Origin of the sequence: Arthrobacter sp. CAN_A1 (genome assembly GCF_015751665.1) — a bacterium.
Lineage (GTDB): Bacteria > Actinomycetota > Actinomycetes > Actinomycetales > Micrococcaceae > Arthrobacter_D.
Window position 1 is genome coordinate 14,284 of record NZ_JADOUR010000015.1, and the last position, 24,911, is coordinate 39,194.

Annotated in this window: 24 protein-coding genes; 12 read left to right on the top strand and 12 right to left on the bottom strand. The window is 66.3% G+C overall.

What is annotated here, in order from left to right; all coding sequences use genetic code 11:
- The first annotated feature begins 1 nt into the window (after position 1).
- The 3 genes from IWX62_RS14345 to IWX62_RS14355 all read left to right on the top strand — a co-directional run bounded on the left by IWX62_RS14345 (position 2) and on the right by IWX62_RS14355 (position 4,813).
- The gene (locus IWX62_RS14345) at positions 2-3,139 is read left to right on the top strand and encodes an efflux RND transporter permease subunit (protein WP_196842092.1); all 3,138 of its coding nucleotides are present in this window, start codon (positions 2-4) and stop codon (positions 3,137-3,139) included.
- 119 nt (positions 3,140-3,258) lie between these two features.
- Positions 3,259-4,347, top strand: a complete 1,089-nt coding sequence (locus tag IWX62_RS14350; protein WP_196842093.1) for an LLM class flavin-dependent oxidoreductase — start codon at positions 3,259-3,261, stop codon at positions 4,345-4,347.
- Complete coding sequence (locus IWX62_RS14355; RefSeq protein ID WP_196842094.1) at positions 4,340-4,813, top strand: MarR family winged helix-turn-helix transcriptional regulator; 474 nt, start codon at positions 4,340-4,342, stop codon at positions 4,811-4,813. Before IWX62_RS14350 ends, IWX62_RS14355 begins: the two co-directional genes overlap by 8 nt.
- An 11-nt stretch (positions 4,814-4,824) precedes the next feature.
- Here the strand turns inward: IWX62_RS14355 and IWX62_RS14360 are convergent, their stop codons facing one another.
- Positions 4,825-5,628 carry a transglutaminase-like domain-containing protein gene (locus tag IWX62_RS14360; protein WP_196842095.1) on the bottom strand — a complete coding sequence of 268 codons (804 nt, stop codon included), beginning with the start codon at positions 5,626-5,628 and terminating at the stop codon, positions 4,825-4,827.
- Between the two features lie 101 nt (positions 5,629-5,729).
- Here IWX62_RS14360 and IWX62_RS14365 point away from each other — a divergent pair, with 101 nt between their 5' ends.
- Positions 5,730-6,647: an oxidoreductase gene (locus IWX62_RS14365; protein ID WP_196842096.1), complete on the top strand. Its 918-nt coding sequence runs from the start codon at positions 5,730-5,732 to the stop codon at positions 6,645-6,647.
- Positions 6,648-6,659: 12 nt separating this feature from the next.
- Here the strand turns inward: IWX62_RS14365 and IWX62_RS14370 are convergent, their stop codons facing one another.
- Positions 6,660-7,448: a hypothetical protein gene (locus IWX62_RS14370; RefSeq protein WP_196842097.1), complete on the bottom strand. Its 789-nt coding sequence runs from the start codon at positions 7,446-7,448 to the stop codon at positions 6,660-6,662.
- A 100-nt stretch (positions 7,449-7,548) separates the two neighbouring features.
- On the opposite strand from IWX62_RS14370, the gene IWX62_RS14375 reads away from it, so the two are divergent.
- The gene (locus IWX62_RS14375; RefSeq protein WP_196842098.1) at positions 7,549-8,448 is read left to right on the top strand and encodes an alpha/beta fold hydrolase; all 900 of its coding nucleotides are present in this window, start codon (positions 7,549-7,551) and stop codon (positions 8,446-8,448) included.
- Between the two features lie 47 nt (positions 8,449-8,495).
- On the opposite strand, the gene IWX62_RS14380 is transcribed toward IWX62_RS14375, so the two are convergent.
- From IWX62_RS14380 to IWX62_RS14405, 6 genes are all read right to left on the bottom strand, one after another.
- A complete protein-coding gene (locus tag IWX62_RS14380; protein WP_196842099.1) occupies positions 8,496-9,644 on the bottom strand; it encodes a cysteine desulfurase family protein in 1,149 nt (382 codons plus the stop codon).
- Positions 9,631-10,581, bottom strand: coding sequence for a carboxylating nicotinate-nucleotide diphosphorylase (nadC, locus tag IWX62_RS14385; RefSeq protein WP_196842100.1), 951 nt, complete (start codon positions 10,579-10,581; stop codon positions 9,631-9,633). Before nadC ends, IWX62_RS14380 begins: the two co-directional genes overlap by 14 nt.
- A complete protein-coding gene (gene nadB, locus IWX62_RS14390) occupies positions 10,578-12,197 on the bottom strand; it encodes an L-aspartate oxidase (protein ID WP_196842101.1) in 1,620 nt (539 codons plus the stop codon). Before nadB ends, nadC begins: the two co-directional genes overlap by 4 nt.
- A complete protein-coding gene (gene nadA / locus IWX62_RS14395) occupies positions 12,194-13,477 on the bottom strand; it encodes a quinolinate synthase NadA (protein ID WP_196842102.1) in 1,284 nt (427 codons plus the stop codon). Before nadA ends, nadB begins: the two co-directional genes overlap by 4 nt.
- Before the next feature lie 16 nt (positions 13,478-13,493).
- Positions 13,494-14,240, bottom strand: coding sequence for an NUDIX hydrolase (locus IWX62_RS14400; RefSeq protein WP_196842103.1), 747 nt, complete (start codon positions 14,238-14,240; stop codon positions 13,494-13,496).
- 188 nt (positions 14,241-14,428) lie between these two features.
- A complete protein-coding gene (locus tag IWX62_RS14405; RefSeq protein ID WP_196842104.1) occupies positions 14,429-14,911 on the bottom strand; it encodes an Lrp/AsnC family transcriptional regulator in 483 nt (160 codons plus the stop codon).
- 298 nt (positions 14,912-15,209) lie between these two features.
- On the opposite strand from IWX62_RS14405, the gene IWX62_RS14410 reads away from it, so the two are divergent.
- The 5 genes from IWX62_RS14410 (at position 15,210) to IWX62_RS14430 (ending at position 19,540) form a co-directional block, all read left to right on the top strand.
- Positions 15,210-16,241, top strand: a complete 1,032-nt coding sequence (locus tag IWX62_RS14410) for a thiamine pyrophosphate-dependent enzyme (RefSeq protein ID WP_196842105.1) — start codon at positions 15,210-15,212, stop codon at positions 16,239-16,241.
- 70 nt (positions 16,242-16,311) lie between these two features.
- Positions 16,312-17,277 (top strand): alpha-ketoacid dehydrogenase subunit beta, encoded by a 966-nt coding sequence (locus IWX62_RS14415; protein ID WP_442859267.1) that lies wholly within the window; start codon positions 16,312-16,314, stop codon positions 17,275-17,277.
- Positions 17,270-17,599, top strand: a complete 330-nt coding sequence (locus IWX62_RS14420; RefSeq protein ID WP_196842107.1) for a biotin/lipoyl-containing protein — start codon at positions 17,270-17,272, stop codon at positions 17,597-17,599. Before IWX62_RS14415 ends, IWX62_RS14420 begins: the two co-directional genes overlap by 8 nt.
- 24 nt (positions 17,600-17,623) lie before the next feature.
- Positions 17,624-18,424 (top strand): alpha/beta fold hydrolase, encoded by an 801-nt coding sequence (locus IWX62_RS14425; protein WP_196842108.1) that lies wholly within the window; start codon positions 17,624-17,626, stop codon positions 18,422-18,424.
- A gap of 129 nt (positions 18,425-18,553) precedes the next feature.
- A complete protein-coding gene (locus IWX62_RS14430; RefSeq protein ID WP_196842109.1) occupies positions 18,554-19,540 on the top strand; it encodes a serine/threonine-protein kinase in 987 nt (328 codons plus the stop codon).
- Between the two features lie 58 nt (positions 19,541-19,598).
- Here the strand turns inward: IWX62_RS14430 and IWX62_RS14435 are convergent, their stop codons facing one another.
- Positions 19,599-19,754: a hypothetical protein gene (locus IWX62_RS14435; protein ID WP_196842110.1), complete on the bottom strand. Its 156-nt coding sequence runs from the start codon at positions 19,752-19,754 to the stop codon at positions 19,599-19,601.
- 137 nt (positions 19,755-19,891) lie between these two features.
- Here IWX62_RS14435 and IWX62_RS14440 point away from each other — a divergent pair, with 137 nt between their 5' ends.
- The gene (locus IWX62_RS14440) at positions 19,892-20,344 is read left to right on the top strand and encodes a PGPGW domain-containing protein (protein WP_196842111.1); all 453 of its coding nucleotides are present in this window, start codon (positions 19,892-19,894) and stop codon (positions 20,342-20,344) included.
- An 18-nt stretch (positions 20,345-20,362) separates the two neighbouring features.
- On the opposite strand, the gene IWX62_RS14445 is transcribed toward IWX62_RS14440, so the two are convergent.
- The gene (locus tag IWX62_RS14445; RefSeq protein ID WP_196842112.1) at positions 20,363-21,247 is read right to left on the bottom strand and encodes a DNA-formamidopyrimidine glycosylase family protein; all 885 of its coding nucleotides are present in this window, start codon (positions 21,245-21,247) and stop codon (positions 20,363-20,365) included.
- A 90-nt stretch (positions 21,248-21,337) separates the two neighbouring features.
- Positions 21,338-22,669, bottom strand: a complete 1,332-nt coding sequence (locus IWX62_RS14450) for an MFS transporter (RefSeq protein ID WP_196842113.1) — start codon at positions 22,667-22,669, stop codon at positions 21,338-21,340.
- 185 nt (positions 22,670-22,854) lie between these two features.
- Between IWX62_RS14450 and IWX62_RS14455 the strand changes: the two genes are divergently transcribed.
- A complete protein-coding gene (locus tag IWX62_RS14455; RefSeq protein ID WP_196842114.1) occupies positions 22,855-23,580 on the top strand; it encodes an IclR family transcriptional regulator in 726 nt (241 codons plus the stop codon).
- Between the two features lie 15 nt (positions 23,581-23,595).
- Here the strand turns inward: IWX62_RS14455 and IWX62_RS14460 are convergent, their stop codons facing one another.
- Positions 23,596-24,870, bottom strand: a complete 1,275-nt coding sequence (locus IWX62_RS14460) for an MFS transporter (RefSeq protein ID WP_196842115.1) — start codon at positions 24,868-24,870, stop codon at positions 23,596-23,598.
- Positions 24,871-24,911: the final 41 nt, after the last annotated feature.

A 24,911-nucleotide genomic window follows, 5' to 3' on the forward strand; every position in this document is an offset into this window, starting at 1 on the left:
CATGTTCCGTCTGGCTCAGCTCTCCCTGGGAAATCGTGCGCTGATTGCACTCATCACCATCTTGGCGTCAGTGTTTGGTGTGATCACCATGGGCTCGCTCAAGCAGGAACTCATTCCGTCGCTCGAGTTCCCGCAAATTACCGTCCTGTCCTCGGTGCCGGGCGCATCACCTGAGTATCTCGATCAGCAGGTGAGCGAGCCGTTGGAGAGTGCCCTCAGCGGGGTGGAGGGCCTTGAGTCGTCATCGGCCACCTCCCGCACCGGGGTATCGACCATCAACCTGATGTTCGCGTACGGGACCGACCTGGACCGGGCACGCGGACAGGTGGACCGTGCCATCTCCACGGTGCGGCCGTTGCTTCCCGAGGATGTGGAACCACAATCCCTGGCCGGGAGCATCACTGACCTGCCGATCGTGTTCATGGCGGTCTCCTCGGATCAGCCGCTGAGCGAACTGAGTGGGGACCTCGCCCGGCTCACCGTGCCGCGGTTGCAGAAACTTGAGGGAGTGCGGGCTGCCGAGGTCAGCGGCGGCGCCGGTCAGTACATTTCGATCCTCCCCAACGCGCGGGAGCTGGCCGCCAACGATCTAACGATCGGGGACATCGCGACCGCGCTGGAGAACAACGGCGATCTGATCCCGGTGGGCACCCTGGCCGACGGCGACCGCTCCCTCACCATCCAGGCCGGCAGCCCAATCACCTCCCTCGACGACATCCGGGCGCTCCCCCTTCTGCCGGAGGGCGGCTCCCCCGAGGCCGGAGACACGCCGCCCACGCTCGGGTCCGTCGCCGACGTCGCGGTGGCCGACGACGACGCCACCTCCGTCACCCGCACCAACGGCACCGAGACCCTCGCGTTGACCGTGACGAAAATTCCCGACGGCGACACGGTGGCGATCTCCAACCTGGTGGGCGAACTGTTGCCCCAGCTGGAAGCCGAACTGGGAAACGGCGCCGAAATTACCGTGATCTTTGACCAGGCGCCCTTCATTGAGCGCTCCATCAGCGACCTGACCACCGAGGGCATCCTCGGCCTCGGCTTCGCCGTCCTGGTGATTCTGGTGTTCCTGCTCTCGGTCCGGTCCACCCTGGTCACGGCCATCTCGATTCCGCTGTCACTTTTGGTGACGTTCATCGGCCTGTGGGCCACCGGGTACTCGCTGAACATCCTCACGCTGGGCGCGCTGACCATTGCCATCGGCCGCGTGGTGGATGACTCGATCGTGGTGATTGAGAACATCAAACGGCACCTCAGCTACGGGGAGGACAAACGGGACGCCATTCTGACGGCCATCCGCGAGGTGGCCGGGGCCATCACCGCGTCGACCCTGACCACGGTTGCCGTGTTTGCGCCCATTGCCTTCGTGGGAGATCTGGCCGGGGAACTGTTCAGGCCGTTCGCCCTCACCGTCTCGATGGCGCTGCTGGCCTCGCTCGCCGTGTCGCTCACCATTGTTCCCGTGCTGGCCTACTGGTTCCTGCCCTCGGCGGCGTCCGACGTCGACCCCGCCACGGTGCGGGAGGAGGCACACCGGGCTGAGCAAAAATCGTGGCTACAACGCGGCTACCTGCCGGTGCTGGGCGCCACCCAGCGGCACCCGGTGTGGACGTTGACCGCCGGGGCACTGGTCCTGGCCGGAACGGCAGCAATGATTCCCCTCCTGCAGACCAACCTGCTCGGAAGTACCGGACAGAACAGTTTCAGCATCACCCAGACTCTTGAGCCGGGTTCGAGCCTGGAGACGACGGTGGCGGCCGCAGCCCAGGCCGAAGACGTGCTGGCCGGCTTCCCCGAGGTGCGGGACGTCCAGGTGACCGTGGGTAATGCCTCCAGCGGGTTTGCTACACGGTTCTCCGGTGGGACGTCGGTGGCCTCGTTCACGGTCATCACGGCCGAGGACGCCGACCAGGAACAGCTGCAGGATGACGTGCGTGACCAACTCGAAGTGGTGACCGGCGTCGGGACCTTCGCGCTGTCCGCCCAGCAGGGAGGTCTTGGCACCTCAAGCACCATCGACGTCAGCATTACCGCTCCGACGTCCGACGACCTGCGGTCGGCGAGCGACGTCGTCGTTGAGGCCATGCAGGGCGTCGAGGGCGCCGGGGATGTAACCAGTAACCTCTCGGCTGCGCAACCGCAGGTGCAGATCAGCGTGGACCGCGCTGCCGCCGTCGCGGCCGGTCTCAGCGAGGGCCAGATTGCCGGCCTGCTGGGCGGAAGCATCAGCCCGGTTCCCGGCGGGCAGGTGCGGCTCGACACCACCGACTATCCGGTCCTGATTGGCGAGGGCACCGAGCTGACCAGTCTCGAGCAGCTACAGGATCTGAGTTTGCCCACGCCGGCCGGGCCGATTCCGCTGACCTCGGTGGCGTCAGTCGTTGAGGTTCAGGTGCCCCTGTCAGTCACCAGTGCCAACGGTGAACGCACAGCGCAGGTATCCATCACGCCGTCCGAACAGAACCTCGGGGCGCTGACCGCCGCAGTCACTGAACGCCTTGACGGAGTCGACCTGCCGGCGGGTGCCACCGCCACCCTGGGTGGGGCGTCAGCGGAGCAGGCGGATTCCTTCGCCCAACTGTTCCTGGCACTCTGGGCCGCCGTCGCCATCGTGTACGTGATCATGGTGGCGACCTTCAAGTCCCTGATCCAGCCGCTGATTCTGCTGGTCTCGGTGCCGTTTGCCGCAACCGGCGCGATTGCCCTGCTGGTCATTACGCAGATTCCCCTGGGGCTCCCGTCGCTGGTGGGCATGCTGATGCTTGTGGGCATTGTGGTGACCAACGCGATTGTGCTCATTGACCTCATCAACCAGTACCGGCGTCCGCATGACGGCAGCCCTGGGATGAGCGTCGAGGACGCGATCATTCAGGGCGCCCGCCAGCGGTTGCGGCCGATCCTGATGACGGCCCTGGCCACAGTTTTCGCGCTCACGCCGATGGCCCTCGGCTTGACCGGCGAGGGTGGGTTCATCTCGCAGCCGTTGGCGATTGTGGTGGTCGGTGGGCTGGTTTCCTCCACCGCTTTGACGCTGATTCTGGTGCCGGTGCTGTACCGGCTCGTGGAGGGACGGCGGGAAGCTCGCCTGCTGGCCCGCCACGGATCCCACGCCACCGGCCGCCGCGCGAAGTCCCACTGAGGGCCCTGCCCAGCGACTCACGTTGCCGGATGTCAGTCGGATCCAGCGCGGGAACAAAGCGCCGGACACCCCGGTTGCAGGTATAGTCGATGCAGATGCATCTACTTGGAGGAGGAACCATGCAGATCGGTATTTTCACCGTAGGTGATATCACCGTCGACCCGACCACGGGGAAGGCACCCACCGAGCACGAGCGCATCAAGGCGATGGTGACCATTGCCAAGCACGCCGAGGACGTGGGACTGGATGTCTTTGCCACGGGCGAGCACCACAACCCGCCCTTCGTGCCGAGCTCGCCCACCACCCTGCTGGGCTACATTGCCGCCCAGACCGAGCGCATCATCCTGTCGACGTCCACCACGTTGATCACCACCAATGACCCGGTCAAGATCGCCGAAGACTTCGCCATGCTACAGCACCTCTCCGACGGCCGGGTGGACCTCATCCTGGGCCGGGGGAACACGGCTCCCGTGTACCCGTGGTTTGGCAAGAACCAGCAGGACAGCGTTGAGCTGACCGTAGAGAACTACAACCTGCTCCGCCGCCTCTGGGATGAGGACGTGGTGAACTGGGAGGGCAAGCACCGCACGCCGCTGCGCAACTTCACCTCCACGCCACGCCCGCTCGACGGCGTCGCACCCTTTGTGTGGCACGGCTCCATCCGTACCCCGCAGGTAGCCGAGATTGCCGCCTATTACGGCGACGGCTTCTTTGCCAACAACATTTTCTGGCCCAAGGAGCACTACCAGCAGCTAATCTCGCTCTACCGTGAACGGTATGCCCACTACGGGCATGGCACTCCTGACCAGGCGATTGTCGGACTGGGTGGACAGTTCTTCATGCGCCGCAACTCCCAGGATGCGGTCAGGGAGTTCCGTCCGTACTTTGACAACGCGCCGGTATACGGTCATGGCCCCTCGCTCGAGGAGTTCACCTCACAGACGCCGCTCACGGTTGGCAGCCCGCAGGAAATGATCGAGAAGACCCTCACGTTCCGTGAGTTCTTCGGCGACTACCAGCGCCAGCTGTTCCTGGTGGACCACGCCGGATTGCCGCTGAAGACGGTGCTCGAACAGTTGGACCTGCTGGGATCCGACGTGCTGCCGGTGCTGCGGAAGGAATTTGCCGACCGCACGCCCTCCCACATCCCCGCATCCCCGACCTTCCAGAACCGGCGTACCGCCCTGACCGGGGCCCACAGTGCCTGACACCACCGAACCAGCGATCCGTCTCACCGCCGAAGCCTGGGAGTCCCTGTTCCGGGCCCAGGTGGCGGTGATGCGGCGGCTCCGCAACGATCCGTCCTTCAAGAAACTGGCCATCGGCGAGTACGACGTCCTGTTCAACCTCACCCGCTGCCCCACGGGCTGGACCCGGCTCAACGAACTCAACCGCAGCCTGTTGATTTCCCAGCCCAGCCTCAGCCGGATGGTGGAGCGCCTGGAATCCAAGGGTCTGATCCACCGGAAACCGGCGCCCGACGATCAGCGCGGCGTGATGGTGGCGCTGACCCCGGAGGGCCGGGAACTGCAACGCGAAATTGGGGCTGCACACGTCCGGGTGATCCACACGCTCCTGGGACCGATCCTCAAGACCGGTGAACTCGAACAGCTGCTTGAGCTCACCCACCGGATCCGCGAGGGTGTGGACGACTCCGAACGCGGCGATCACTGAAGCTGGATCAACTACCGAAGTTGGATCAGCGCACCCGGCTGATCGACGGGCAGGGAATCGACCACCGCGGTCACCTCCAGCTTCTCCAGCTGCAGGCTGCCGCCCACCGTCGAAAGGAAAGCGGTGTCCGAGGCGTCCCGGCCCGTCGCAATCCGGAGCAGTGACTCCCGCGGCGCCAGCCCGGTGGCGTCCACCACATGCCAGGCACCGTCCACCCATGCCTCGGCAACAGCGTGGAAATCCATGGGGCTCAGACCGGGCGCGTACACGGCGGCGAGCCGGGCGGGGACGTCCTTCGCCCGTAGGAGGGAAATGACCAGGTGGGCATAATCCCGGCATACGCCGCGGCGGCCCAGCAAGGTCTCGACGGCGCCGTCGGTGGGCCGTGAGGAGCCGGAGACGTACGCCAGCTCCTTGCCGACCCAGTCGCGCACGGCGTTGAGCAGTTCGGATCCCGCCAGCGAGCCGAACTCCGCGTACGACGTCGGCAGCAGCCGGTCCGATTCGCAGTAGCGGCTGGGGCGGACATAGCGGATCAGATCTGTTTCGGATGCCTCTTCGGCGGAGGCGGTCCCCGTGATGGTCGCCCTGTAATCGAGGGAGATGCTCGCCTCCCCGTCCACCGTGAGGGTGTGCAGCCGCCCCCCGTGGATGTCTTCCAGTTCCCCGGGGATGACCGGCTGGTCATTGACCAGCACCACCAGGTTTTCGTCGAAGGTGCTGTACCCGGGGTTCCGCACGGCGGCCAGGGCAAAGACGAGTGACGAGGCGGAGCGGGTCCGCGCCGTGATGCGGGCGGTCACTGATCGCTGCATGGGTGTACTCCTGGTGGGGTGGGGGTGGCAGTGCGCGGCGAGCCGTGGGTGCGGACTCTATGCTGAAGCTACCACCACGTTAGAACAAGGAAGGCTCCTTAGTGAATTCCATTCCCCAGCACCAGGTCCAGGACCTCGAGGGTCGCACAGTAGTGATCACCGGAGCGAACAGCGGTCTCGGCTTGCAAACGGCGATAGCGCTGGCCCGGCGGGGAGCCTCGATAACCCTCGCCTGCCGCAGCGCAGCGCGGGGGGCTACAGCCCTCGAAACCGTCACCACCCGGGTTCCGGGTGCCACTGTTGAGCTGCGGATCCTCGACCTGTCATCGTTGGCGTCGGTGCGGAGCTTCGCGGCCGACTGGACCGAACCCCTTGACCTGCTGATCAACAACGCGGGAGTGATGGCCACACCGCGGGTCCTTACCGTGGACGGGTTCGAGCAGCAGCTGGGGATCAACCACCTCGGTCACTTCGCCCTGACGGGTCTCCTGCTGCCCTACCTCCGCGAAACCCCGGCCCCCCGGGTGGTGTCGGTGTCCAGCCTCGCCCACAAGCGGGGCACCATCAATTTCGACGACCTGAATTCCACCACCAGGTATCGCCGGTGGACCGCCTACAGCCAAAGCAAGATAGCCAACCTGTACTTCACCATGGAACTCGACCGTCGGGTCAAAGGCACCGGAGAGCAGCTACTCGCGGTGGCCGCCCACCCCGGCCTGTCCAATACCAATCTCACCGCCGGGATGGGCACCACCCCGGTGCTCCACGTCCTGGGTGGCTTCTTCAAACTCTTCGGACAGTCTGACAGTGCTGGCGCCCTACCCATCCTGCGGGCGGCTACCTCGCCGTCGGCCAGCGGTGGGGACTATTCCGGCCCCGACGGACCAGGGGAAACCAGAGGCAACGCGGTACTGGTGGCACCGTCGCCGCGCGTGCTCGACCCCGTGGTTGGCGGCAGGTTATGGGACGTCAGCGCCGCGATGACCGGCGTCACCTTCCCCGACCTACCGGCGGCCTGAGCACGGCGGGGGCTACTCGGCGAGCTGCAGCGACGCGATCATCCGGCGAATGCTGGTGAAGGTTGCCGTGTCGAAGGCCTCATCCGCGTCGGCAATGGTTTCGAAGGAAACGGTCCGGGACCCAACCTGCTCGGGGGTCAACGCGGTCAGCGAAATCGCATCGCCGAACGAGTACAGCCCAATATGTTCGGGACCCTGCACCGTGTTGGTGAGCGTGCAGGCGGCACCGTCGGCACCTCCCACCACGTCGGTGATGCCGTAGGAGCTGAAGAACCTGAAACCCTCGATCAGGCGGACCACCAGCCGCGGATCAATGGACTGGTCCGACTCCGCTGTGGACGGCAGATCCACCGGCTGGCTGAGGATCACCGTGTAGGGGCTTGCGTCGTCGGGCAAACAGTCCTCCTCCGCCCCAATGATGCCGGTGTGGAGCTGGGCCATGGGGCGTCCGTCGGCATTCTCGACGGCGACGTGGACCGATTCCGGCTCGAAACCATCACCAGGATCCTCGATTGGCTCGGCGGTCCAGTCTGGGGGAAGCTCGAAGCTCACCAGGGCCTGCGGGTCGGTGTAGATCACCCAGTCGTCGTCGGGTGCAGGCCGGTCCGCGACGGTGGGCTTCGGGTCCGGTTCGGTGGTCACCTGGGGTGCCGCCGAACTGCTGTCCGACGACGACGGCGTCCCGGACTGCGCAGGGCGGTCACCGATTTCCAGCCCGGTGCAGCCCGAGAGTGCTACTGCCGCGGTGAGCGCCAGCGCTCCCCCGGCGGTGATCCGCGCGGTTCGCGGTGATCGGCTCATCTGTATCCTGTCATCGTGGTTGCGTGCCCTGCTGCGAGTCTAATCAGTGAAACTCCTCACAGGGGGGCATCCACACCGGACACCGTGCAGAATTACAGGTATGCCCACCGCCTCGCCCCGCGCGACCGTCACCTCCGAGCGCTTTCCGACTGCGCTGGGGCCCGTTCAGGTGAGGATTTCGCGGACCGCCGGGGTTGGTGCACCCCCGTGGGTGCTGCTGCATGGGGCAGCCGGGTCGTGGCGGACGTTCAGGGAGTTGCAGGCGGCGCCCAACTTCCCCACCGGTGTTGACACTGTGGTGATCGATCTGCCGGGGTGGGGTGACTCCCCCGGCGTCGGGACCTTCACTATCGGGGCGCAGGCTGCGGCCATCGTCGAGGTGCTCACCCAGGCTGGCTACCACCGGTGGCGGATCTTCGGGCATTCGATGGGCGCCGTTCCGGCCCTGGAGATCGCGGTGCGGGAACCGGTCCGCACCGTGGCCGTGGTGGTCCTGTCTCCCACCACGGTGATCGCCTCCCGCGCCTTCCGCCAACCGTGGCGGAATCTGTCGACGATGGGCCCGCTCCTCGGGATGAAAACCATCATGCGGTTCCTGCAGCTCATCGGGCCGATGGGGCCCCGCCTGGTGGCAGTTGCCCGACGGACCGGTCTGCTCACACTGGTGTTGAGGCCCTTCGTCGTCAGCCCGGCTACCCTGACGGGACCGGTGGTCGATGCCCTCGCCGTCGATGCCCGTCCCGCCGCCTTCGCTGTTGCCGCGGCCGCGCTGGGGGGCCACGACTTTTCCCCCTGGCGGCGGGCCGGGGGCAGCCAACTGATCCTGCGGGGTGAGCGGGATGTCTTCACCTCGGCTGCCGAGGTTGCGGAACTGGCCCGCTTGCTCCCGCAGGCGCGGGCCGGAGTGTTGCCTGGTACCGGACATTTTGCCCATGTGGAGGATCCACGCGCAGTGGCGGGCTTCCTGGCGGCAGAGACAGCGCGGCTGCCCGCGGCGTGAAGCTGGGCCCGGAAACGGGCCGGGCCAGCCGCCGTCGCCGAACACCTTCAGGCGGTGCGGCCCAGTCCCCGCACCGATACGACGGCCGCGGTGACCGATCTGGCGGCGAGGGCAATGTCGCGTTCAGTAGTGGCGGCGGTCCACGAGAACCGGACCGCAGTCTGGGCGGTTTCCCGGTCTATCCCCAGTGCCAGGAGGACGGCGGACGGCTCGTCGCTGCCTGCGGCGCAGGCCGACCCGCTGGAGCAGACGACGCCGCGCCGCTCGAGTTCCAGCAACACCGATTCGCCGCTGGTGCCGGGAAAACAGAACGACGCGAGATTAGGTAGGCGCTGCCCAGAGTCTCCGGTGATTACCGCACCGGGGACGGTGTCCAGCACATGCCTGATGAGGAAGTCCCGCTGCGCTGTTGCGGCGGGGACCGCAGTGCCACGCTCCCCTTGTGCGAGGGCCAGCGCGGTGGCGAGACCCACGGCTCCGGCAACATTTTCGGTTCCCGAGCGCCTCCCCCGTTCCTGTCCGCCGCCGTGGATCAACGGTTCCACCGGGGTGCGGCCCCTGACGTAGAGCAGCCCGCTCCCTTTGGGCGCGCCCAGCTTGTGACCGGACAGCGTCAGCGCGTCGACGCCCAACTCGGCGACGGTGAGGGGGAGCCAGCCGCCCGCCTGGACGGCGTCGGTGTGGAAGGGCACCGAGACCGCCGCGCAGCGGTCTGCGAGCGCCCGCACGGGCTGGACGGTCCCCACCTCGTTGTTTGCGTACATGATGGAGCACAGGGCGGTGCCGGGGGTGAGGGCCTCGGCGAGGTCATCCGGGTTGACGAGGCCCGTGGGCGATACCGGCACCACAGTGATCCGGAACCCGTGGAACCGGCGGAGGTAGTCGAGTGTTTCAAGGACGGCCGGGTGCTCGATGGCACTGGTAACCAGGTGCCGGTCGCGGGGGGTGGCGAGGGCGATGCCCTTCAAGGCAAGGTTGTTGGCCTCGGTGCCACCTGAGGTGAAGGTGAGTTCGGAGGGACGGCAGCCGAGCACCGTCGCGGCACCCTGCCGGGCGGCGCTCAGGGCACGGGCCGCCGTTTCCCCCATCCCGTGGTGGCTGGAGGGGTTCCCAAAGTCGGAACTGAGCAGCGGCCACATCGCGGTCAGGACATCCTGCCGCACCGGTGCAGTCGCTGCTGCATCAAGGTAGATCATCAGGAGCCCCGATCTTCCGGTCCGGGGCCGGGCTGAGGTCCAGGTCCGTGCTGAGGTCCGGGGCCGGGCTGAGATCCAGGTCCAGGCCCAGATCCAGTGCATGGACGCTGTGGGTCAACGCGCCGGAAGAAATGAGGTCCACGCCGGTCCGGGCGATTGCTGCAACGGTGTCCAGCCGCACGTTGCCGCTGGCTTCCACCAGGGCGCGCCCTGCCACCAGCAGTACCCCCTCGGTCAGCTGGTCCAGGCTGAAATTGTCGAGCATGATCGTGTCCACCCCGGCGGCGAGGACCGGCTCGATCTGGTCGATCCTGTCCACCTCAACCTCGAAGTGCACGGTGTGGGGAAGCCGGGCTTTCGCCGCTGTGAGCGCGTCGGTCAGCCCGGAGCTACCACCCTGGGCCAGCAGGGCCAGGTGGTTGTCTTTGGCCATGACAGCGTCCGAGAGGCTGAAGCGGTGATTGAACCCTCCGCCGCAGCGGACCGCGTAGCGTTCCAGCACCCGCAGGCCCGGGGTGGTTTTGCGGGTATCGACAATGCGGGCGCCAGTGCCCGAGACCGCCTGCACGAACTGTGCGGTCAGGGTGGCGATCCCGCTGAGCCGCTGCGCCAGATTCAGCGCCACCCGCTCGGCGGTGAGGACCGCGCGGGCTGGACCGGTGAGAACGGCCAGCACGGCCCCGCCGTCGAACACCTCGCCGTCATGCACCAGGAACCGCACCGTGGTGCGCTGATCGGTCAGGCGCAGCGCAGCCTCAATGACCTGCTCGCCGCAGAACACACCCGCCTCCCGCGCGACGATCGATGCCTGAGCAGTGGCGGCAGCGGGAATCAGCGTCTCAGAGGTGATATCCCCCCACGGGGCGTCTTCGGCGAGCGCGCCAGAGACGATGCGATCGACGTCGGCGGGTGCTGGCTGAGAGGTCCGCTGGCTCATGGCTGCGCCCTTCGGTAGGAGGTGAGGTGGGAGGCGCCGTCGTGCGGGTTCCGTGCCGGGAAGTCGGTGCGGTAATGGGCACCCCGCGATTCTTCGCGGGCTGCCGCTGCGTGGACCAGCAGCCGCGCCGCAATGAGCAGATTGCCCGTCTCGCGTTGTTCGACTGATTCGGTGGCAGCAGAGAACTGGTCGAGCTGTTTGGCGGCCACCTGCAGTCCGGCGCCACTGCGGGTCACTGCAGCATGATCGGTCATCACGCGTTGCAGCGTGCGACGGTCGCAGACCTCGAGCGCCGTCGGGTCCGGGAACTGCAGCGCTGTGGCGGGGAACGCAGGCCAGCCGCCGTCGTCGTCATTCCTTCCGGTGAGGGCGTCCACCGCCCGGCTGGCAAAGACCAGGCCCTCCAGCAGGGAGTTGGACGCCAGCCGGTTGGCCCCGTGGACTCCGGTGCACGCGGCCTCGCCAACGGCGTAGAGACCCCTCAGGGAGGTCCTCCCCCACAGGTCGGTCTGGATGCCGCCCATCCAGTAGTGGGCTGCCGGGACCACCGGCAGCGGATCAGTCGACCAGTCAAAACCGTGGGCAGCGGTCAGCCGGTGCAGGGACGGGAACCGGGTGGCCAGGAAGTCCTGCCCGCCCAGACCTGTCGCATCGAGGTAGACCCGTTCCTCGCCGCGGTCCTTCAGATGGAGGGCAATGCTGCGGGAGATGACGTCGCGCGGGGCCAACTCCGCTGCCGGGTGGTAGTCGGGCATGAACCGGTGCCCCGCCCCGTCGAGCAGGACCGCTCCCTCCCCGCGGACAGCCTCCGAGATCAGCAGGTTGCCGGGGACATCCAGGGCGGTGGGATGGAACTGGAAGAATTCGAGATCCTTCACGACGGCGCCCGCCCGCCAGGCAGCCGCCAGCCCATCCCCGGTGGCAACCCGCGGATTGGTGTTGTGGGAGAAGAGCTGCCCCGCACCCCCGGTGGCGAGGATGACGGCGTCAGCGTCGAGGGTCGTCATGGCTCCCCCGCGGAGGATCTCAACGCCGCTTACGGCGGCGTCGGCTCTGCCGGTGAGCAGGTCTGTCAGGAAGGCGTCCTCCAGCACCGCAATACCCGGGTCCCGCCGGACGGCGGCAATCAGGGCCACCGCGACGGCCGCACCAGTGGCGTCGCCGCCGGCGTGCAGGATACGCGACGCCGAGTGCGCTGCCTCCCTGCCCAGAGCCAGGTCTCCGCCTGCTGTGCGGTCGAACGGCGTGCCCAGGGCCAGGAGCGCTTCGATGTGCCGGGCCGCCTCGGCGCAGAGGACCTGCACGGCCGCCGGCACGCAGGATCCGCTGCCGGCCGCGAGGGTGTCGGCGATGTGGCTGGCTACGCTGTCGCCGTCGTGGTCCGCGCTGTCGTGGTCCGGACCCTGCTGGTGAGCCGGATGCCCGGCTGCGCCGCGGCCCTGCAGGACGGCAGCAATCCCGCCCTGGGCATGCCAGGTGTTGCTGTCCTCCAGCTGCCCTTTCGTGATCAGGGTGACGGCGGTGCCGGGGGCGGCCCGTCGCAGGCGGAGTGCCGCGTAGAGTCCGGCAAGACCGCTACCCACCACCACGACGCGGCGGGCCGAGCCGGTGCTCATGGCTGGACGGCCAGCATGCGCTCCAGCGCCACCCTGGACGGTTCGGCGACCGACTCGTCGACGGTGATCCGGTTCAGCACCGTGCCAGCCACCAGGCCTTCCAGAACCCACGCCAGGTAGCCCGGGTGGATGCGGTACATGGTGGAACAGGGACAGATCACCGGGTCGAGGCAGAAGATGGTGTGTTCCGGGTGCTGGCTGGCCAGCCGGTTGACCATGTTGATTTCCGTGCCGACGGCGAAGGTGGTGCCAGGCTCGGCTGACTCGATGGCCCGACGGATGTAGTCGGTGGAGCCTGCGGCGTCGGCCGCGTCGACCACCTCCATGGGGCATTCCGGATGGACAATCACGCGGACGCCTGGATAGTCTGCCCTCGCCTGCTCGATCTGGCTCACTGAGAAGCGTTTGTGGACCGAGCAGAAACCGTGCCACAGGATGACCCGGGCGTCCTGCAGGATTGCCTCGTCGTTGCCGCCCAGCGGTTTGCGTGGGTTCCACAGCGGCATCTGGTCAACCGGCACCCCCATGGCCTTCGCGGTGTTCCGGCCCAGATGCTGATCGGGGAAGAACAGCACCCGCTGACCCCGTTCGAAAGCCCATTCAAGCACTGCCGCGGCGTTCGAGGAGGTGCACACGATCCCCCCGTTGCGGCCGCAGAATCCCTTGAGCGCTGCAGAGGAGTTCATGTAGGTGACGGGGATGACCGGGACGCGGCCGTCGTCGTCGGGCTCTGTCCCGAACAGCTCGGCCAGATCATCCCAGCAGTCGGTGACGGAATCGATGTCGGCCATATCGGCCATGGAACAGCCCGCAGCGAGGTTGGGGAGGATGACCGCCTGGTCCGGGCGGGAGAGCATGTCGGCGGTTTCGGCCATGAAGTGGACGCCGCAGAAGATGATGGTCTCGGCCTGGGTTTTTTCGGTCGCCGCGCGTGCCAGCTGGTAGGAGTCGCCCACGAAGTCGGCGTACTTGACCACCTCGTCCCGCTGGTAGAAGTGACCCAGGATGACCGCGCGGTCGCCGAGTGTTGCCTTGGCTGCGAGGATCCTCGCGTCGAGCTCCTCATCGCTGGCAAGCCGGTACTCTTCGGGCAGCTCCCCCTGCCGTGGGGTGGTGGGCGGGGCGACGTCGCGCATCGAGGCGCCGGGGCCGTAGGCGGGCAGGGTTTCCCGGTCGATGGTCCACGGATCCGCGGCGAGAGCCGGCGAGCACGTGGTGACGCGCTGGCTTTGGGCGTGCTCGCGGGTCACAAGCTGGATCGCAGTGGTGACACTGGTCATGGTGGCTCCTGAAGTGTTAGTCAGTGGAGGTGCTGGCAGGGACTGGGGTGGCAGGAACTGGGCTGGCCTGGGCGCCAAGGATGCTGGCTGTTCCCGTATAGCGGTAGAGCCGCGGCGGTCGGTGGCGGACGCCCTGGAGGTACTCATCGGTGGGGGTGATGTCGGGGGTAGCCCGGAGCTGGCGGCGGAAGTTCGCCGGATCGAGGTGGCGGTCCAGCACCGCCTCGTAGACCTCCCTGACCTGCGCAAGGGTGAAGGTGTCGCCGAGGAAGTGGTAGGCGATCGAGCCGTATTCCATCTTGCTGCGGAGCCGCCAGAGGGCGTAGTCAACGATGGCGTTGTGGTCGAACGCCAGATTCTCCAGTTTGTCGGCCCGGAACCACCTGACGTTCTCGGATTCCCGGGTCAGGGCCGCCTCGTCGGGTTGGACCAGCGCCCAGTAGACGATCGAGACCAGGCGCTGGGTGGCTGCGCGGTCCAGCCCGCCGAAGGCGTAGAGCTGTTCCAGGTAGTTGGGGACCAGCCCGGTGGTCTCCCGGAGATTACGTGATGCGGCGTCCTGCAGTGATTCCACCTGCGCAAGGGGACCACCGGGTAGTGCCCACTTGCCCAAGTGCGGCTGCCTGATCCGGCGGACCAACGGTAGCCACAGGGTGGGACGGCCCGACCTCGCGCTGGGCCGGAGAGCGAAAATCACTGTGGAGATGGCAAGGGCCGGAGGCTGGAGCTGCCGCTCGGAGACGTTGGCCGCGTCTGCGTACATCGGATCCCCTCACGTAGTATCCGCTCACTTAATGTCAATATGACTCTAAGTCATATTAGCCCGAATCCGCCACTTCGCCAACCCACCGCTCCTCACCCTCGCGCTGAGTCAACACCTATGACCGGTTTCCGGGGAAATTTCGGTCATATGTGTTGACTCAACCCAAAGGGGGTGGTGGTGGGGCGGGGTCAGGGGCTGGGCGGGGGCTGGGCGGCGGCTCGCATCAACGGGAGGATCCGCCCCTCGAAATGGGTGTTGAGCACGATGACGGACGACGAACGCACCACGGTCCGGGTAGCGATGATCGCGTCAATCACCCGCTGCAGGTCCGGGTTGGACCGGGCCGCCACCTTGGCCAGCAGGTCGCTCTCCCCCGAGACGGTGTGGACCTCCTGGATCTCCGGAATCTTCGCCAGCGCGACGGCGACGGCATCGTGCCCCGAGTCCTGGTGGATAGTCAGCGAGCAGTACGCGACCACTGGATAGCCGAGGCTGCGCGGCTCGATCCGCGGACCCCAGCCGGCAATCACTCCTTCGCGCTGCATCCGGTCCAGCCGCGCCTGGATGGTGGCCCGGGCAACTGAGAGTCGCCGTGACGCCTCAAGAACGCTCATCCGGGGATCGTCAGTGAAGAGCTCGGCAATCCGGGAGTCGAGCGGGTCGATGACCATGTGTGACCTTTCGGGAGCTGAGAAGACGTGCCGCGGTTGTGTCCTGGCGAAATAGTGACTACTGTCACAGTCGTTGGTCTATACGACCAAGCGGCAGGGGTGGGTTCGACGGCGCACGTGCTCCTGTCGCTTTTTTTGTGCCGTCTTTTATTCAGCTTACCTAACACTCTGTCTAGCTATCGGTCGAGTTCCGGGGCATTTCGATACACACTGCACAGCTACCGCTGCACAGATTGCAGAGCAAATGTTTTGGACGTAGCGTCGCTCCAGCAAAGTGACTTCGATCATAAGGACGGCAATGAACTCCACGCCCACCCCTCCCGAGGAGGAACTGACGACGCTGTACCGGCTCCTGGTGGCAGTGCGTCAGTTGGATATTGCGGCGGTCCGCTGGCAACGGCAGGGCATCATTCCCGGATACGCTCCCCTGCTGGGTCAGGAAGCCGCCCAGGTGGGCAGCGGGTTCGCCGTCGACACGGCCAGGGACTTCGTCTTCCCCACCTACCGCGAGATGGGCGTCGCCCGGGCGATGAATGTCGACATGGTGCAGTACATGGCCACCCACAAGGCCATCTGGCACGGCGGACTTTACGATCCCGCTGCCACCCGTCTCGCACCGATCCAGGCTGTCGTAGCCGGCTCGGTCCTCCACGCCGTCGGGTGGGCCCATGGCCAAACCCTTGCCCAGCAGGAGCGCGAACCCGGAACCGGCAGCGGAGTGGCTCTCACCTACTTCGGCGACGGCGCCAGCTCCCAGGGCGACGTCCACGAAGCAATGAACTTTGCTGCAGTCATGAAGGCTCCGGTGGTCTTCTTCGTGCAGAACAACGGCTGGGCCATCTCCGTTCCCACCTCGGCGCAGGTTGCCGGCGGCGCCGTCGCCGCCCGCGCGGCCGGGTATGGGATGCCGTCGCTGACCGTCGACGGGAACGACGTCGTCGCCGTCCTGGCCGCGACCCGCCAGGCCATCGAGCACTGCAGGGCGGGGAACGGGCCCATGCTGATCGAAGCCCATACTTACCGCCTGGGTCCTCATTCCACCAGCGACGACCCCGGCCGGTACCGCTCCCTCGCCGACGAGCAGACGGCCCGAAGCCTCGATCCGGTCCAGCGCTGCGCGGACCTGCTCAGGACCGCTTATGGCACCGGCGACGACTACTTCGACACGGTGCTGGCCGACGCGGAGGCGGAGATCGACCGGGTGCGAGAGGGCGTGGAGGCCCTCGATGCACGGCCGGGTTCCGACATGTTCGCCTACGTATTTCAGGAAAGCACCCCCGCCCTGCAGCAGCAGGAAAGAGCATGGAGAGAGGAATCAGAGCATGTCTGAGCAGACGACAACCGCCGATGCCACCGCTTCAGCAGCGAGCCAACCCGGGTCCCACCTGGAACACCTCTCCATGCAGCAGGCACTGAACCGGGCCCTGGCCGAATCACTCGAGGAGAATCCCAAAACCCTCATCTTCGGCGAGGATGTCGGCCGTCTGGGCGGTGTCTTCAGGATCACCGACGGGCTGCAGGAACGGTTCGGCGCCGACCGGGTCTTTGACACCCCGCTGGCCGAATCAGGCATCCTGGGCATGTCGGTGGGCCTGGCTATGGCCGGATTCCACCCCATTCCCGAGGTGCAGTTCGACGGGTTCGCCTACCCGGCCGTCAACCAGATTGTCTGTCAGATTGGCCGGATGAACTACCGCAGCCGCGGCACCCTCCCCATGCCGATCACGCTGCGCGTGCCCAGCTTCGGCGGGATCCGCGCGCCGGAGCACCACGGCGAGAGCCTCGAGAGTCTTTTCGCCCACGTGCCAGGGCTGAAGGTGGTCTCACCCTCCACACCGCATCAGGCCTACCACCTGCTCAAGCACGCCGCCCGGCGGCCCGACCCGGTGATCTTTATGGAACCGAAGGCACGGTACTGGCAGAAGGGGGAGGTCAACACCGCCGACGGCGGCACCCTCGATGGCGCCCATGTTGCCCGCAGCGGACGCCACGTCACGCTCATCGCCTGGGGCGCCATGGTGTCACGCTGCCTGCAGGTCGCCGAGCTGGCGGCCGAGGACGGGATCGACGTCGAAGTCCTCGACCTGCGCTGGCTGAAGCCCATCGACGCCGCCGCCCTGGCCACCTCTGTGACCAAGACGCGCCGCGCCGTCGTCGTCCATGAAGCACCACGCACCAGTGGACTCGGAGCGGAAATTGCGGCCATCGTGACGGAGCAGTGCTTCAATGTGCTTAAGGCACCGGTGGAACGGGTGACGGGATTCGACGTCCCCTACCCCTCGGGTGACCTGGAGGACGAGTACGTGCCGAACATCGACCGGATCCTGTTCGGCATTCAACGAGTATTGGAGCATCGCCGTGGCTGAACTGTCCTTCCCACTCCCCGACCTCGGCGAGGGCCTGATCGAGGCCACCGTCCTCGAATGGCTGGTGGCCGTCGGCGACACTGTCGAACGCAACCAGCCGCTGGTCGAAGTGGAAACCACCAAGTCCGCCGTCGAACTACCATCACCCCAGGCCGGAACTGTGGTTAGAGTTCATGGTGAGCCGGGCGAAGTGGTCAAAGTGGGGGAACCGCTCATTGTGTTTGAGGTCCCCGACAATACGGCCGGCATTGTCGGAACGGTCCCGCAGGAGCATGCGCCCAAGCGGCGGGTGCGCCTGAGCCCCGTGTCCGACGACGACTGATACGTCTAACCTGAGGAGATCGACATGGGACGCCACCGGGACCACCTCGTAGAGGGAATCGATCCCCATCTATCAGTTGAGGAGCACCATCCGGCACAGGAATCCACCTCCCGCCCGGTGTTGCTGCTGCACGGCTTCGCGTCGTCGGCCAAACTGAACTGGCACGATTCCGGCTGGGTCAGGGCCCTGACCGACGCCGGCCGCCGGGTGATCACCGTCGATTTACCGGGCCACGGCAACAGCGCATCCCCGGAGGAACGGGACGCCTACGCGCCGAGCCGGATCCGCGCCGACCTCCTGCAGGTGCTGCAGGACGCCCACGTGGTTCCCCTTGAGGAGTCAAAACCTGCGAGCGGCGTGGACCTCATCGGGTATTCGCTCGGGTCACGGCTGGCCTGGGAATTCGGGGCCACCCAGCATGAGCTGGTGCACCGCATGGTCCTGGGTGGGCCGGGTTCAGAGGACCCGCTGGCCGACTTCGATCTGGCGGCCGCCCAGCAGCACCTGGCCGATGGCACGCCAATCGACGATGCGTCCACCGCCGACCTGCTGCGAATGGCCCGTCTGGTGCCCTCCCACGACGTCTTTGCACTGCTCACCATGGTTGAGGCCATCAAGGGTGAACCGTTCAACCCCGCCGAGGCCGTACCGCAGATGCCGCTGCTGCTCGTCGCCGGGGAGAAGGACGACCGGGCCACCACCCTGCCGGAGCTGGCGGCCCTGAGCAAACACGCCGAGACTCTCTGGCTACCCGGTCGCACCCACACCAACGCGGTGACCTCCCGGGCCTTCAAATCGGCTGCCCTCGACTTCCTCAACGGGTAAACCTGGGGCCGTGCTGCGGGGTCCGTGTGGCGCGTCACCCGCCCCGCTGAAATACGGTAGCGTGGCATAGTCAGCGTACTTAGCACTACGGGCTGATCCCTGGCATGCCATCCGCACCGTAAGGACTCCGTGAACGAACTTTTGGCGCAGCGGTATCAAACCGCTGAGCTCCTTGGCACGGGCGGCGCGGCGGCCGTGTACCGTGCAACCGATCAGAACCTGGGCCGCGATGTAGCGGTGAAAGTGTTCAATCCCAGCACCTCCGACGACGACGACTATCGCCGCCAGCACACCGAGACGATGCTGCTGGCCACGCTCAATCACCCCGGGCTGGTGACCCTGCACGATGCAGGCCTTCACGAGGACGAATCAGGGCGGACCACCAGTTTCCTGGTGATGGAACTCGTTGACGGCCGGGACCTGAGGAAACTCCTCAAGGCCGAACGGCTGGAGCCCTTCGAGGTGGCCCAGCTCGGTGCCGATCTGGCTGACGCGCTGGCTTATGTGCACTCTCAGGGCGTCATTCACCGGGACGTGAAACCGGCCAACATTCTGTTGTTCCGTGCTGGCGAGCAGGACACCCGCCTGTACTCCAAGCTGACCGATTTCGGCATTGCCCGGATGGTTGATGCCACCACCGCCACAGCAACCGGCGCCACCATCGGCACCGCCAACTACCTCAGCCCCGAGCAGGCGCACGGCACCACGGTTGACTACAGGTCAGACATCTACTCGCTCGGGCTGGTGCTGCTTGAATGCCTCACGGGCCAGAAGGCATTTCCTGGGGCGGTGGTCGAGGCGGCTGTTGCCCGACTCCTGAGGGACCCCGAGGTCCCGGAGTCGCTGGGGCCGGTGTGGGTCCCGCTGCTGACCAGTATGACCGCGCGCAGCCCCCTGGGGCGCCCCGATGCCCATGAGGTGGCCCTCGCGCTCCGGGAATTCACCGACGACGACGCCAGCGGTCCGGTCAGCGGCTCCGGCGCAGGCCAGCCCCGTCCAGGCGAGGTAAGCCCTGACCTGTCAGAGCCCACCACCGGCGGGATTGTCACCGGTGGGATCACGACCGGCAACGTCTATATCCCCGCGCCGCCGGCACACGCTCCGACCCTCGGGTAAGCCGACCCCGATCGGGCCAGCTACCGCACCGGCGGGCCGACTCCCCCCGGCTACCGGTTTACTTGTCCTCGACCGTGTCTTCCTCGGGCTCAAAACTGGTCGGTTCCTTGGTGACGCCGGCCCCTATCCCGTCTTCGGACTCGGGGATGGTGGCATCAGGGCCCTCGGACTTCTCATCGGCGTTGATGTCTTCTCGGTTCGGCTGCTCAGTCATGGCGGTCCTCCTGGTTGCTGGTCACCTCGTCCTGCAATCCTACGAGCCAGCAGGCCCGCCCTGAAAACGCCAGCCCCCGCGCCGTCGGCTGGGAGATGGCGACATGACTCGAGGGCCGAATATGGGAAGCTGATTCCATGATGAAGTCGGATCGTGTTCACCCGTGGATACGGCGGGTTGCCATTGAAGTGGGCGGATGGACCCTGGTGGTGCTCGGCCTTGCCGCCCTGGTGCTGCCCGGCCCCGGACTGTTGATGCTCGCCGCCGGTCTGGCGGTGCTCTCACTCAGGTATTCCTGGGCGGACCGACTCCTGCACCCAGTCAAGGCTCGCGCCCTGCAAGCGGCCGCCCTGAGCGTCCAGACCTGGCCCCGCATTACGTTCAGCGTGCTGGGCGCCCTGATCATCATGGCTATCGGCATCATGTGGGGGTTGCAGCCCACCGTTCCGGGCTGGTGGCCGCTGGAAGAGCGGTGGTGGCTGCCGGGTGGCTGGGTCACCGGCGGGACCATGATCGGGTCCGGCGTGATCGCTATCTCACTCATCGTCTACAGCTACCGACGATTCCGGTCCGCGCGACCCGCGAGCTGATCAACCCGAAGGCTTTGCCTACTTGAGGAACTTCGAGGTCCGGCGGTCTGCGAGGGGCTTCCCGCCGGTTTGGCAGGTGGGACAGTACTGCAGCGAGGAATCAGCGAACGACACTTCACGCACCGTGTCACCGCAGACGGGGCACGCCTGACCCGTGCGGGCGTGCACCCGCAGGGCCTCCCGCTTGGTGTCCTTGAGTTCCTTGGCGGGCCGCCCTGCAGCCGCCTCAATAGCAGCCCTCAGCAGCTGGTGCATGGTGGCATGCAGGGTGCCGACGGCGTCGTCGTCAAGTTTATTGGCCAGCGCGAACGGTGACAGCCGCGCCGCATGGAGGATTTCGTCGCTATAGGCATTCCCGATCCCTGCCACCTTTGACTGGTCCCGCAGCAGCCCCTTGAGCTGCCCACCATGCGAATGCAGCAACTCGGTGAACGAGTCGCGATCCATTTCGAGGGCATCCGGCCCCAGCCGGGCAATCCCTGGGACTTCCTCGGGGCGCTCCACCACGTAGGCTGCCAGCGACTTCCTGGTGCCCGCCTCGGTCAGGTCAAAGCCGGGCTCGTCGCCCGACCCCTGATCGGCGAACCTTACTCGCAGGGCAATCGGCCCCTTACCCGGTTTCAGCGCCGCGGTATTGAGGCTCTCGGACCATCTCAGCCAGCCGGCACGCGCCAGATGCATCACCAGGAATAGGCCACCGATCTCCAGCACCAGGAACTTGCCGCGACGGCCCACTGAGTCCACCGGGAGCCCGGCAAGAGCCTGCACCGGGACCTTGGCGGTCTTCAACACCGAGAAGGACGCGACCTCAAGACCGGCGACGACGGCGGGCTGGCCGTCAGACGGGAGGAGCTTCCTCCTGAGGAAATCAACAAGTCCCTGCACCTCCGGCATCTCTGGCATGGACCTAGGTTAACACTGTCGCCCACGACAGAGGCCGACAGAAGCGGTGAATTTTCCCGCCACTGTCGGCCTCTGTGTGGTGTGCGAGGGCTAGTGGTGGGACACGCCCAGCGGTGCACCCTTGGTCTCCTTGACCAGGCTGACGCCGATGAAGGAGATCACGCACAGCACCATGATGTAGATCGCGACTGAACCGGACCACTCATACGCCTCAAGGAGTGCCTGCGCCACCGTGGCAGCGAATGCTCCACCGAGGATCGCGCCGAGGGCGTACCCGATGCTGATGCCCGAGTACCGGACCTGCGCCGGGAACATCTCGGCGTACATGGCTGACATCGGCCCGTAGGACAGGCCAAGCCCGATGGTCAGGATAAACAGGGCGATCCCATAGAGCACAATGTCGCCGCTGTCGATCATCATAAACATCGGGAGCATCCAGAGGAACACCAGGGCATACCCAATCTGGAAGGTGCGGACCCTGCCGATCTTGTCCGACAGCCAGCCCCCGACCATGGTGAAGATCAGCCAGCCGAAGGAAGCGAGGACTGTGGCGAGGAGTACCTGCTGGATGGGCAGTTCGAGGCGCCCGGTGGCGTAGGAGATGAAAAACGCGATCAGGAGGTACCCGGCTGCGTTGTTGCCAATGAAGATTGCTGCTGACAGGAAGACCTCTTTGGTGTGGTTCTTGAACAGTTCGCGCAATGGCGCCTTGCTCTCGGCCTTGCGCTGCGCCATTTCCTTGAAGACCGGGCTTTCCGCGACCGACCGGCGGATCACGTAACCCACCACGATCAGCACCACAGACAGCAGGAAGGGAATCCGCCAGCCCCACGCCAGGAATTCATCTTCGGTGAGGACAGTGCGCAGCAGCAGGAGCAGGCTGGTGGCCAGGATCATGCCGATGGGGACGCCAATCTGGGGAAAGGCACCGAAGAGGCCGCGCTTGTGCACCGGCGCGTGTTCGACGGCCATCAACGCCGCGCCACCCCATTCACCGCCGGCAGAGAAGCCCTGGATGATGCGGAACAGGATCAGCAGGACCGGGGCCCAGATGCCGATCTGTGCATAGGTGGGAAGCAGGCCAATCAACGCTGTCGCGCCGCCCATCAGCACGAGAGTCATGACCAGGACCGCCTTGCGGCCGATCCGGTCCCCGAGGTGGCCCGCAACAATGGCTCCCAGCGGACGGAACAGGAAACTGATGCCGATCAGGGCGAAGGACAGGATCTGGGCAAGGCCGGGATTCGAGTCGGAGAGCGGGGTGAGGAAGAGCCCGGCCAGGACCGTTGCGGTCAGCTGGGCGAAAATGAAGAAGTCGTACCACTCGATGGTGGTGCCGACAAGGGTGCCTGCCAGGACCTTGCGTTCCTCGCGGGTGACGCGCTGGCGGGGCTGGCCAACACTGGTTGAAGAAGACGTCATTGTGCACTCCAAAAATGGGACGGCTATTTACTGACAGAACGTTCGGTAATTGTGACGCTGATCATACTACCTCGTGCGCCGGATGTGCACCGCTCACAACACGGGGGCAGCATTGTTCTATAGTTGAACGGATCCTGCGGATGACGTGTGCTGCGGGTGGCCATCGGACGGCAAGGTGAAGCACTATGGAGTCAGCACCCAACGGCACCACGGCGACACCCTCGACCCATTCACAGACTCTGTCCCGGGGCATCCGTGCGCTGGAAATTCTGGCTGAGGCGAGTGCTCCCCTGTCGATTGCCGAATTGTCAGCACTCCTGGGGGTTCACCGTTCCATTGCCTATCGCATCCTCCGGACGCTGGAGGATCACGCATTGGTGGTGCGGGACACTGCTGGACGGGTGCAGGCGGGTCCCGGGCTGGCCGCATTGGCCCGCGGCGTATCGAGTGATCTGCAGTCCGCTGCCCTTCCCGAGCTCACCCTGCTCGCCAACACGCTGGGGATGACAGCGTTCGTGGCAGTGTTGAACCAACACGATTGCGTCACCCTGGTAGCGGTGGAACCACGGCACACCGGAGCAACTGTGGCGCAGCGTCCTGGCAGCCGCCATTCGGTCAGTGCCGGTGCGCCGGGAATTGCGATTCAGTCGGCGCTCACCGAACAGGATTGGGAACGTTTCGCCCCGGGCCAGCAGTATCGCGACGACGCCCGGACCGCTCAGCGCACCGGGTACGCGGTCAGTCACGACGAGGTCATCGACGGCGTGTCATCGGTTGCCGTGCCGGTCAGAATTCCCGGTCAGCTCCCCGCCGCTGTGGCGCTGGTCTACATCCGTAGCCAGCACACCCCCGCCGAGCTGGGCGCACGGCTCATCGAGTGCGCCCGAACGATCGAGCATCAGCTCCGCTGATCACCCCCGAGGCCGTCAGCCGGCCGATTCCTGGCGTGGAACGGCCAGGGAGACAAACCCCAGCACGAGGAGCACCCCGGCGGCGGCGACCGGCACCACGAAGGCGGCGCTGAACCCGTTGGCCTCGGCCAGCGTCCCAGCCACCGACGCACCTATTGCCGTCCCGGCAACAATGCCGCTGGCCAGCAAAGTCATCACCGTCCCCATCAGCTCCTTCGGGGCGACCATCGAGCCGATACTGAAGATGGTGACCATGGTGGGGCCGACGGGGATGCCGAGGACAAACAGCACCAGCAGCATCAGGGGCACCTCCTGGGGGAGGAAGAGAAACAGTCCCAGCAGTGTCATTCCACCGGCCGAGATGATCCAGCGCCAGGACGCCGAGAACCGCGCCGGCCAGTACGCGACGGACAGGGCGGCGGCCGCGGAGCTCAGTCCCATCACCGCGTAGAGCAGGCCCGCGGTGGTCGCCGCACCAAATTCGCCGGCGAAGGCGATGAGGGCGGTCTGTGTTGACCCGAAGAAGGTGCCCATGGCGACCATGCCGAGCACCGGGAGCGGGACCAGCAGCCAGAATGTGCGGCTGCCGGGCTGGCGCTGCCGGGGCGGCGTGGCTCCACGGGGTGCGGGGTGCGGCTGGCTGTTCAGTGGCAGCACCGCCTGGACCGTGCTGTGCACAGCGAAGGCACTCACCATCACAATGGTGAGTGCTGCGGCCAGCGCCAACGGCAGCCAGGGGGTGATGAGGCTTGCCAACAGGCCCACGAGCGCCGGCCCGAGCACGAAGGTCAGTTCGTCGGCGGTGCTCTCATAGGACAGTGCTGTGTCCAGGTCTCCTGGCTGTGTGCCTCGGGTCAGCGCAATCCAGCGCACCCGTGCGAGCGGTCCGATCTGCGGGCAGGTCAACCCCATGCCGAATGCCGCGGCGAGAATGAGTGTGGTCGACGACGACGAGAAGTCAGGGACGTTGTAGCTGGCGGTAATCACCAGTGCAATGGCAATTGTGTTGAGGACCGCCGAGATGAGCAGCACGGGCCGTTGGCCGGTGCGGTCGGCGAGGTAGCCCAGAATGGGAGCACCAAGAGCCGACCCCACCCCGACGGCCCCGGCAGCAAACCCGCCGGTTGCGACGGATCCGCTGGCTGCGGTGATCAAAGTGAGGGCGCCCACGGTCAGCATGGCCAACGGGAGCCGGGCGAAGAAGCCGATGGTGAGGAAGGAGGATCCGGCCAAAGCGGGGAGGCGGCCGTAGCGCCCCAACCGGCTGCCGGTTATTGCAGGAGGTGTCATGGTGAAGATCTTTCCGGGTACAACCCAACGCGCATCGTCCC

What these genes read in the sequence shown, in the direction of transcription:
- IWX62_RS14345 (WP_196842092.1), top strand. Translation starts at nt 2, where the DNA reads ATGTTCCGTCTGGCTCAGCTCTCCCTGGGAAATCGTGCGCTGATTGCA.
- IWX62_RS14350 (WP_196842093.1), top strand. Translation starts at nt 3,259, where the DNA reads ATGCAGATCGGTATTTTCACCGTAGGTGATATCACCGTCGACCCGACC.
- IWX62_RS14360 (WP_196842095.1), bottom strand. Translation starts at nt 5,628, where the DNA reads ATGCAGCGATCAGTGACCGCCCGCATCACGGCGCGGACCCGCTCCGCC.
- IWX62_RS14370 (WP_196842097.1), bottom strand. Translation starts at nt 7,448, where the DNA reads ATGAGCCGATCACCGCGAACCGCGCGGATCACCGCCGGGGGAGCGCTG.
- IWX62_RS14375 (WP_196842098.1), top strand. Translation starts at nt 7,549, where the DNA reads ATGCCCACCGCCTCGCCCCGCGCGACCGTCACCTCCGAGCGCTTTCCG.
- IWX62_RS14380 (WP_196842099.1), bottom strand. Translation starts at nt 9,644, where the DNA reads ATGATCTACCTTGATGCAGCAGCGACTGCACCGGTGCGGCAGGATGTC.
- nadC (WP_196842100.1), bottom strand. Translation starts at nt 10,581, where the DNA reads ATGAGCCAGCGGACCTCTCAGCCAGCACCCGCCGACGTCGATCGCATC.
- nadB (WP_196842101.1), bottom strand. Translation starts at nt 12,197, where the DNA reads ATGAGCACCGGCTCGGCCCGCCGCGTCGTGGTGGTGGGTAGCGGTCTT.
- nadA (WP_196842102.1), bottom strand. Translation starts at nt 13,477, where the DNA reads ATGACCAGTGTCACCACTGCGATCCAGCTTGTGACCCGCGAGCACGCC.
- IWX62_RS14400 (WP_196842103.1), bottom strand. Translation starts at nt 14,240, where the DNA reads ATGTACGCAGACGCGGCCAACGTCTCCGAGCGGCAGCTCCAGCCTCCG.
- IWX62_RS14405 (WP_196842104.1), bottom strand. Translation starts at nt 14,911, where the DNA reads ATGGTCATCGACCCGCTCGACTCCCGGATTGCCGAGCTCTTCACTGAC.
- IWX62_RS14410 (WP_196842105.1), top strand. Translation starts at nt 15,210, where the DNA reads ATGAACTCCACGCCCACCCCTCCCGAGGAGGAACTGACGACGCTGTAC.
- IWX62_RS14415 (WP_442859267.1), top strand. Translation starts at nt 16,312, where the DNA reads ATGCAGCAGGCACTGAACCGGGCCCTGGCCGAATCACTCGAGGAGAAT.
- IWX62_RS14425 (WP_196842108.1), top strand. Translation starts at nt 17,624, where the DNA reads ATGGGACGCCACCGGGACCACCTCGTAGAGGGAATCGATCCCCATCTA.
- IWX62_RS14435 (WP_196842110.1), bottom strand. Translation starts at nt 19,754, where the DNA reads ATGACTGAGCAGCCGAACCGAGAAGACATCAACGCCGATGAGAAGTCC.
- IWX62_RS14440 (WP_196842111.1), top strand. Translation starts at nt 19,892, where the DNA reads ATGATGAAGTCGGATCGTGTTCACCCGTGGATACGGCGGGTTGCCATT.
- IWX62_RS14445 (WP_196842112.1), bottom strand. Translation starts at nt 21,247, where the DNA reads ATGCCAGAGATGCCGGAGGTGCAGGGACTTGTTGATTTCCTCAGGAGG.
- IWX62_RS14450 (WP_196842113.1), bottom strand. Translation starts at nt 22,669, where the DNA reads ATGACGTCTTCTTCAACCAGTGTTGGCCAGCCCCGCCAGCGCGTCACC.
- IWX62_RS14455 (WP_196842114.1), top strand. Translation starts at nt 22,855, where the DNA reads ATGGAGTCAGCACCCAACGGCACCACGGCGACACCCTCGACCCATTCA.
- IWX62_RS14460 (WP_196842115.1), bottom strand. Translation starts at nt 24,870, where the DNA reads ATGACACCTCCTGCAATAACCGGCAGCCGGTTGGGGCGCTACGGCCGC.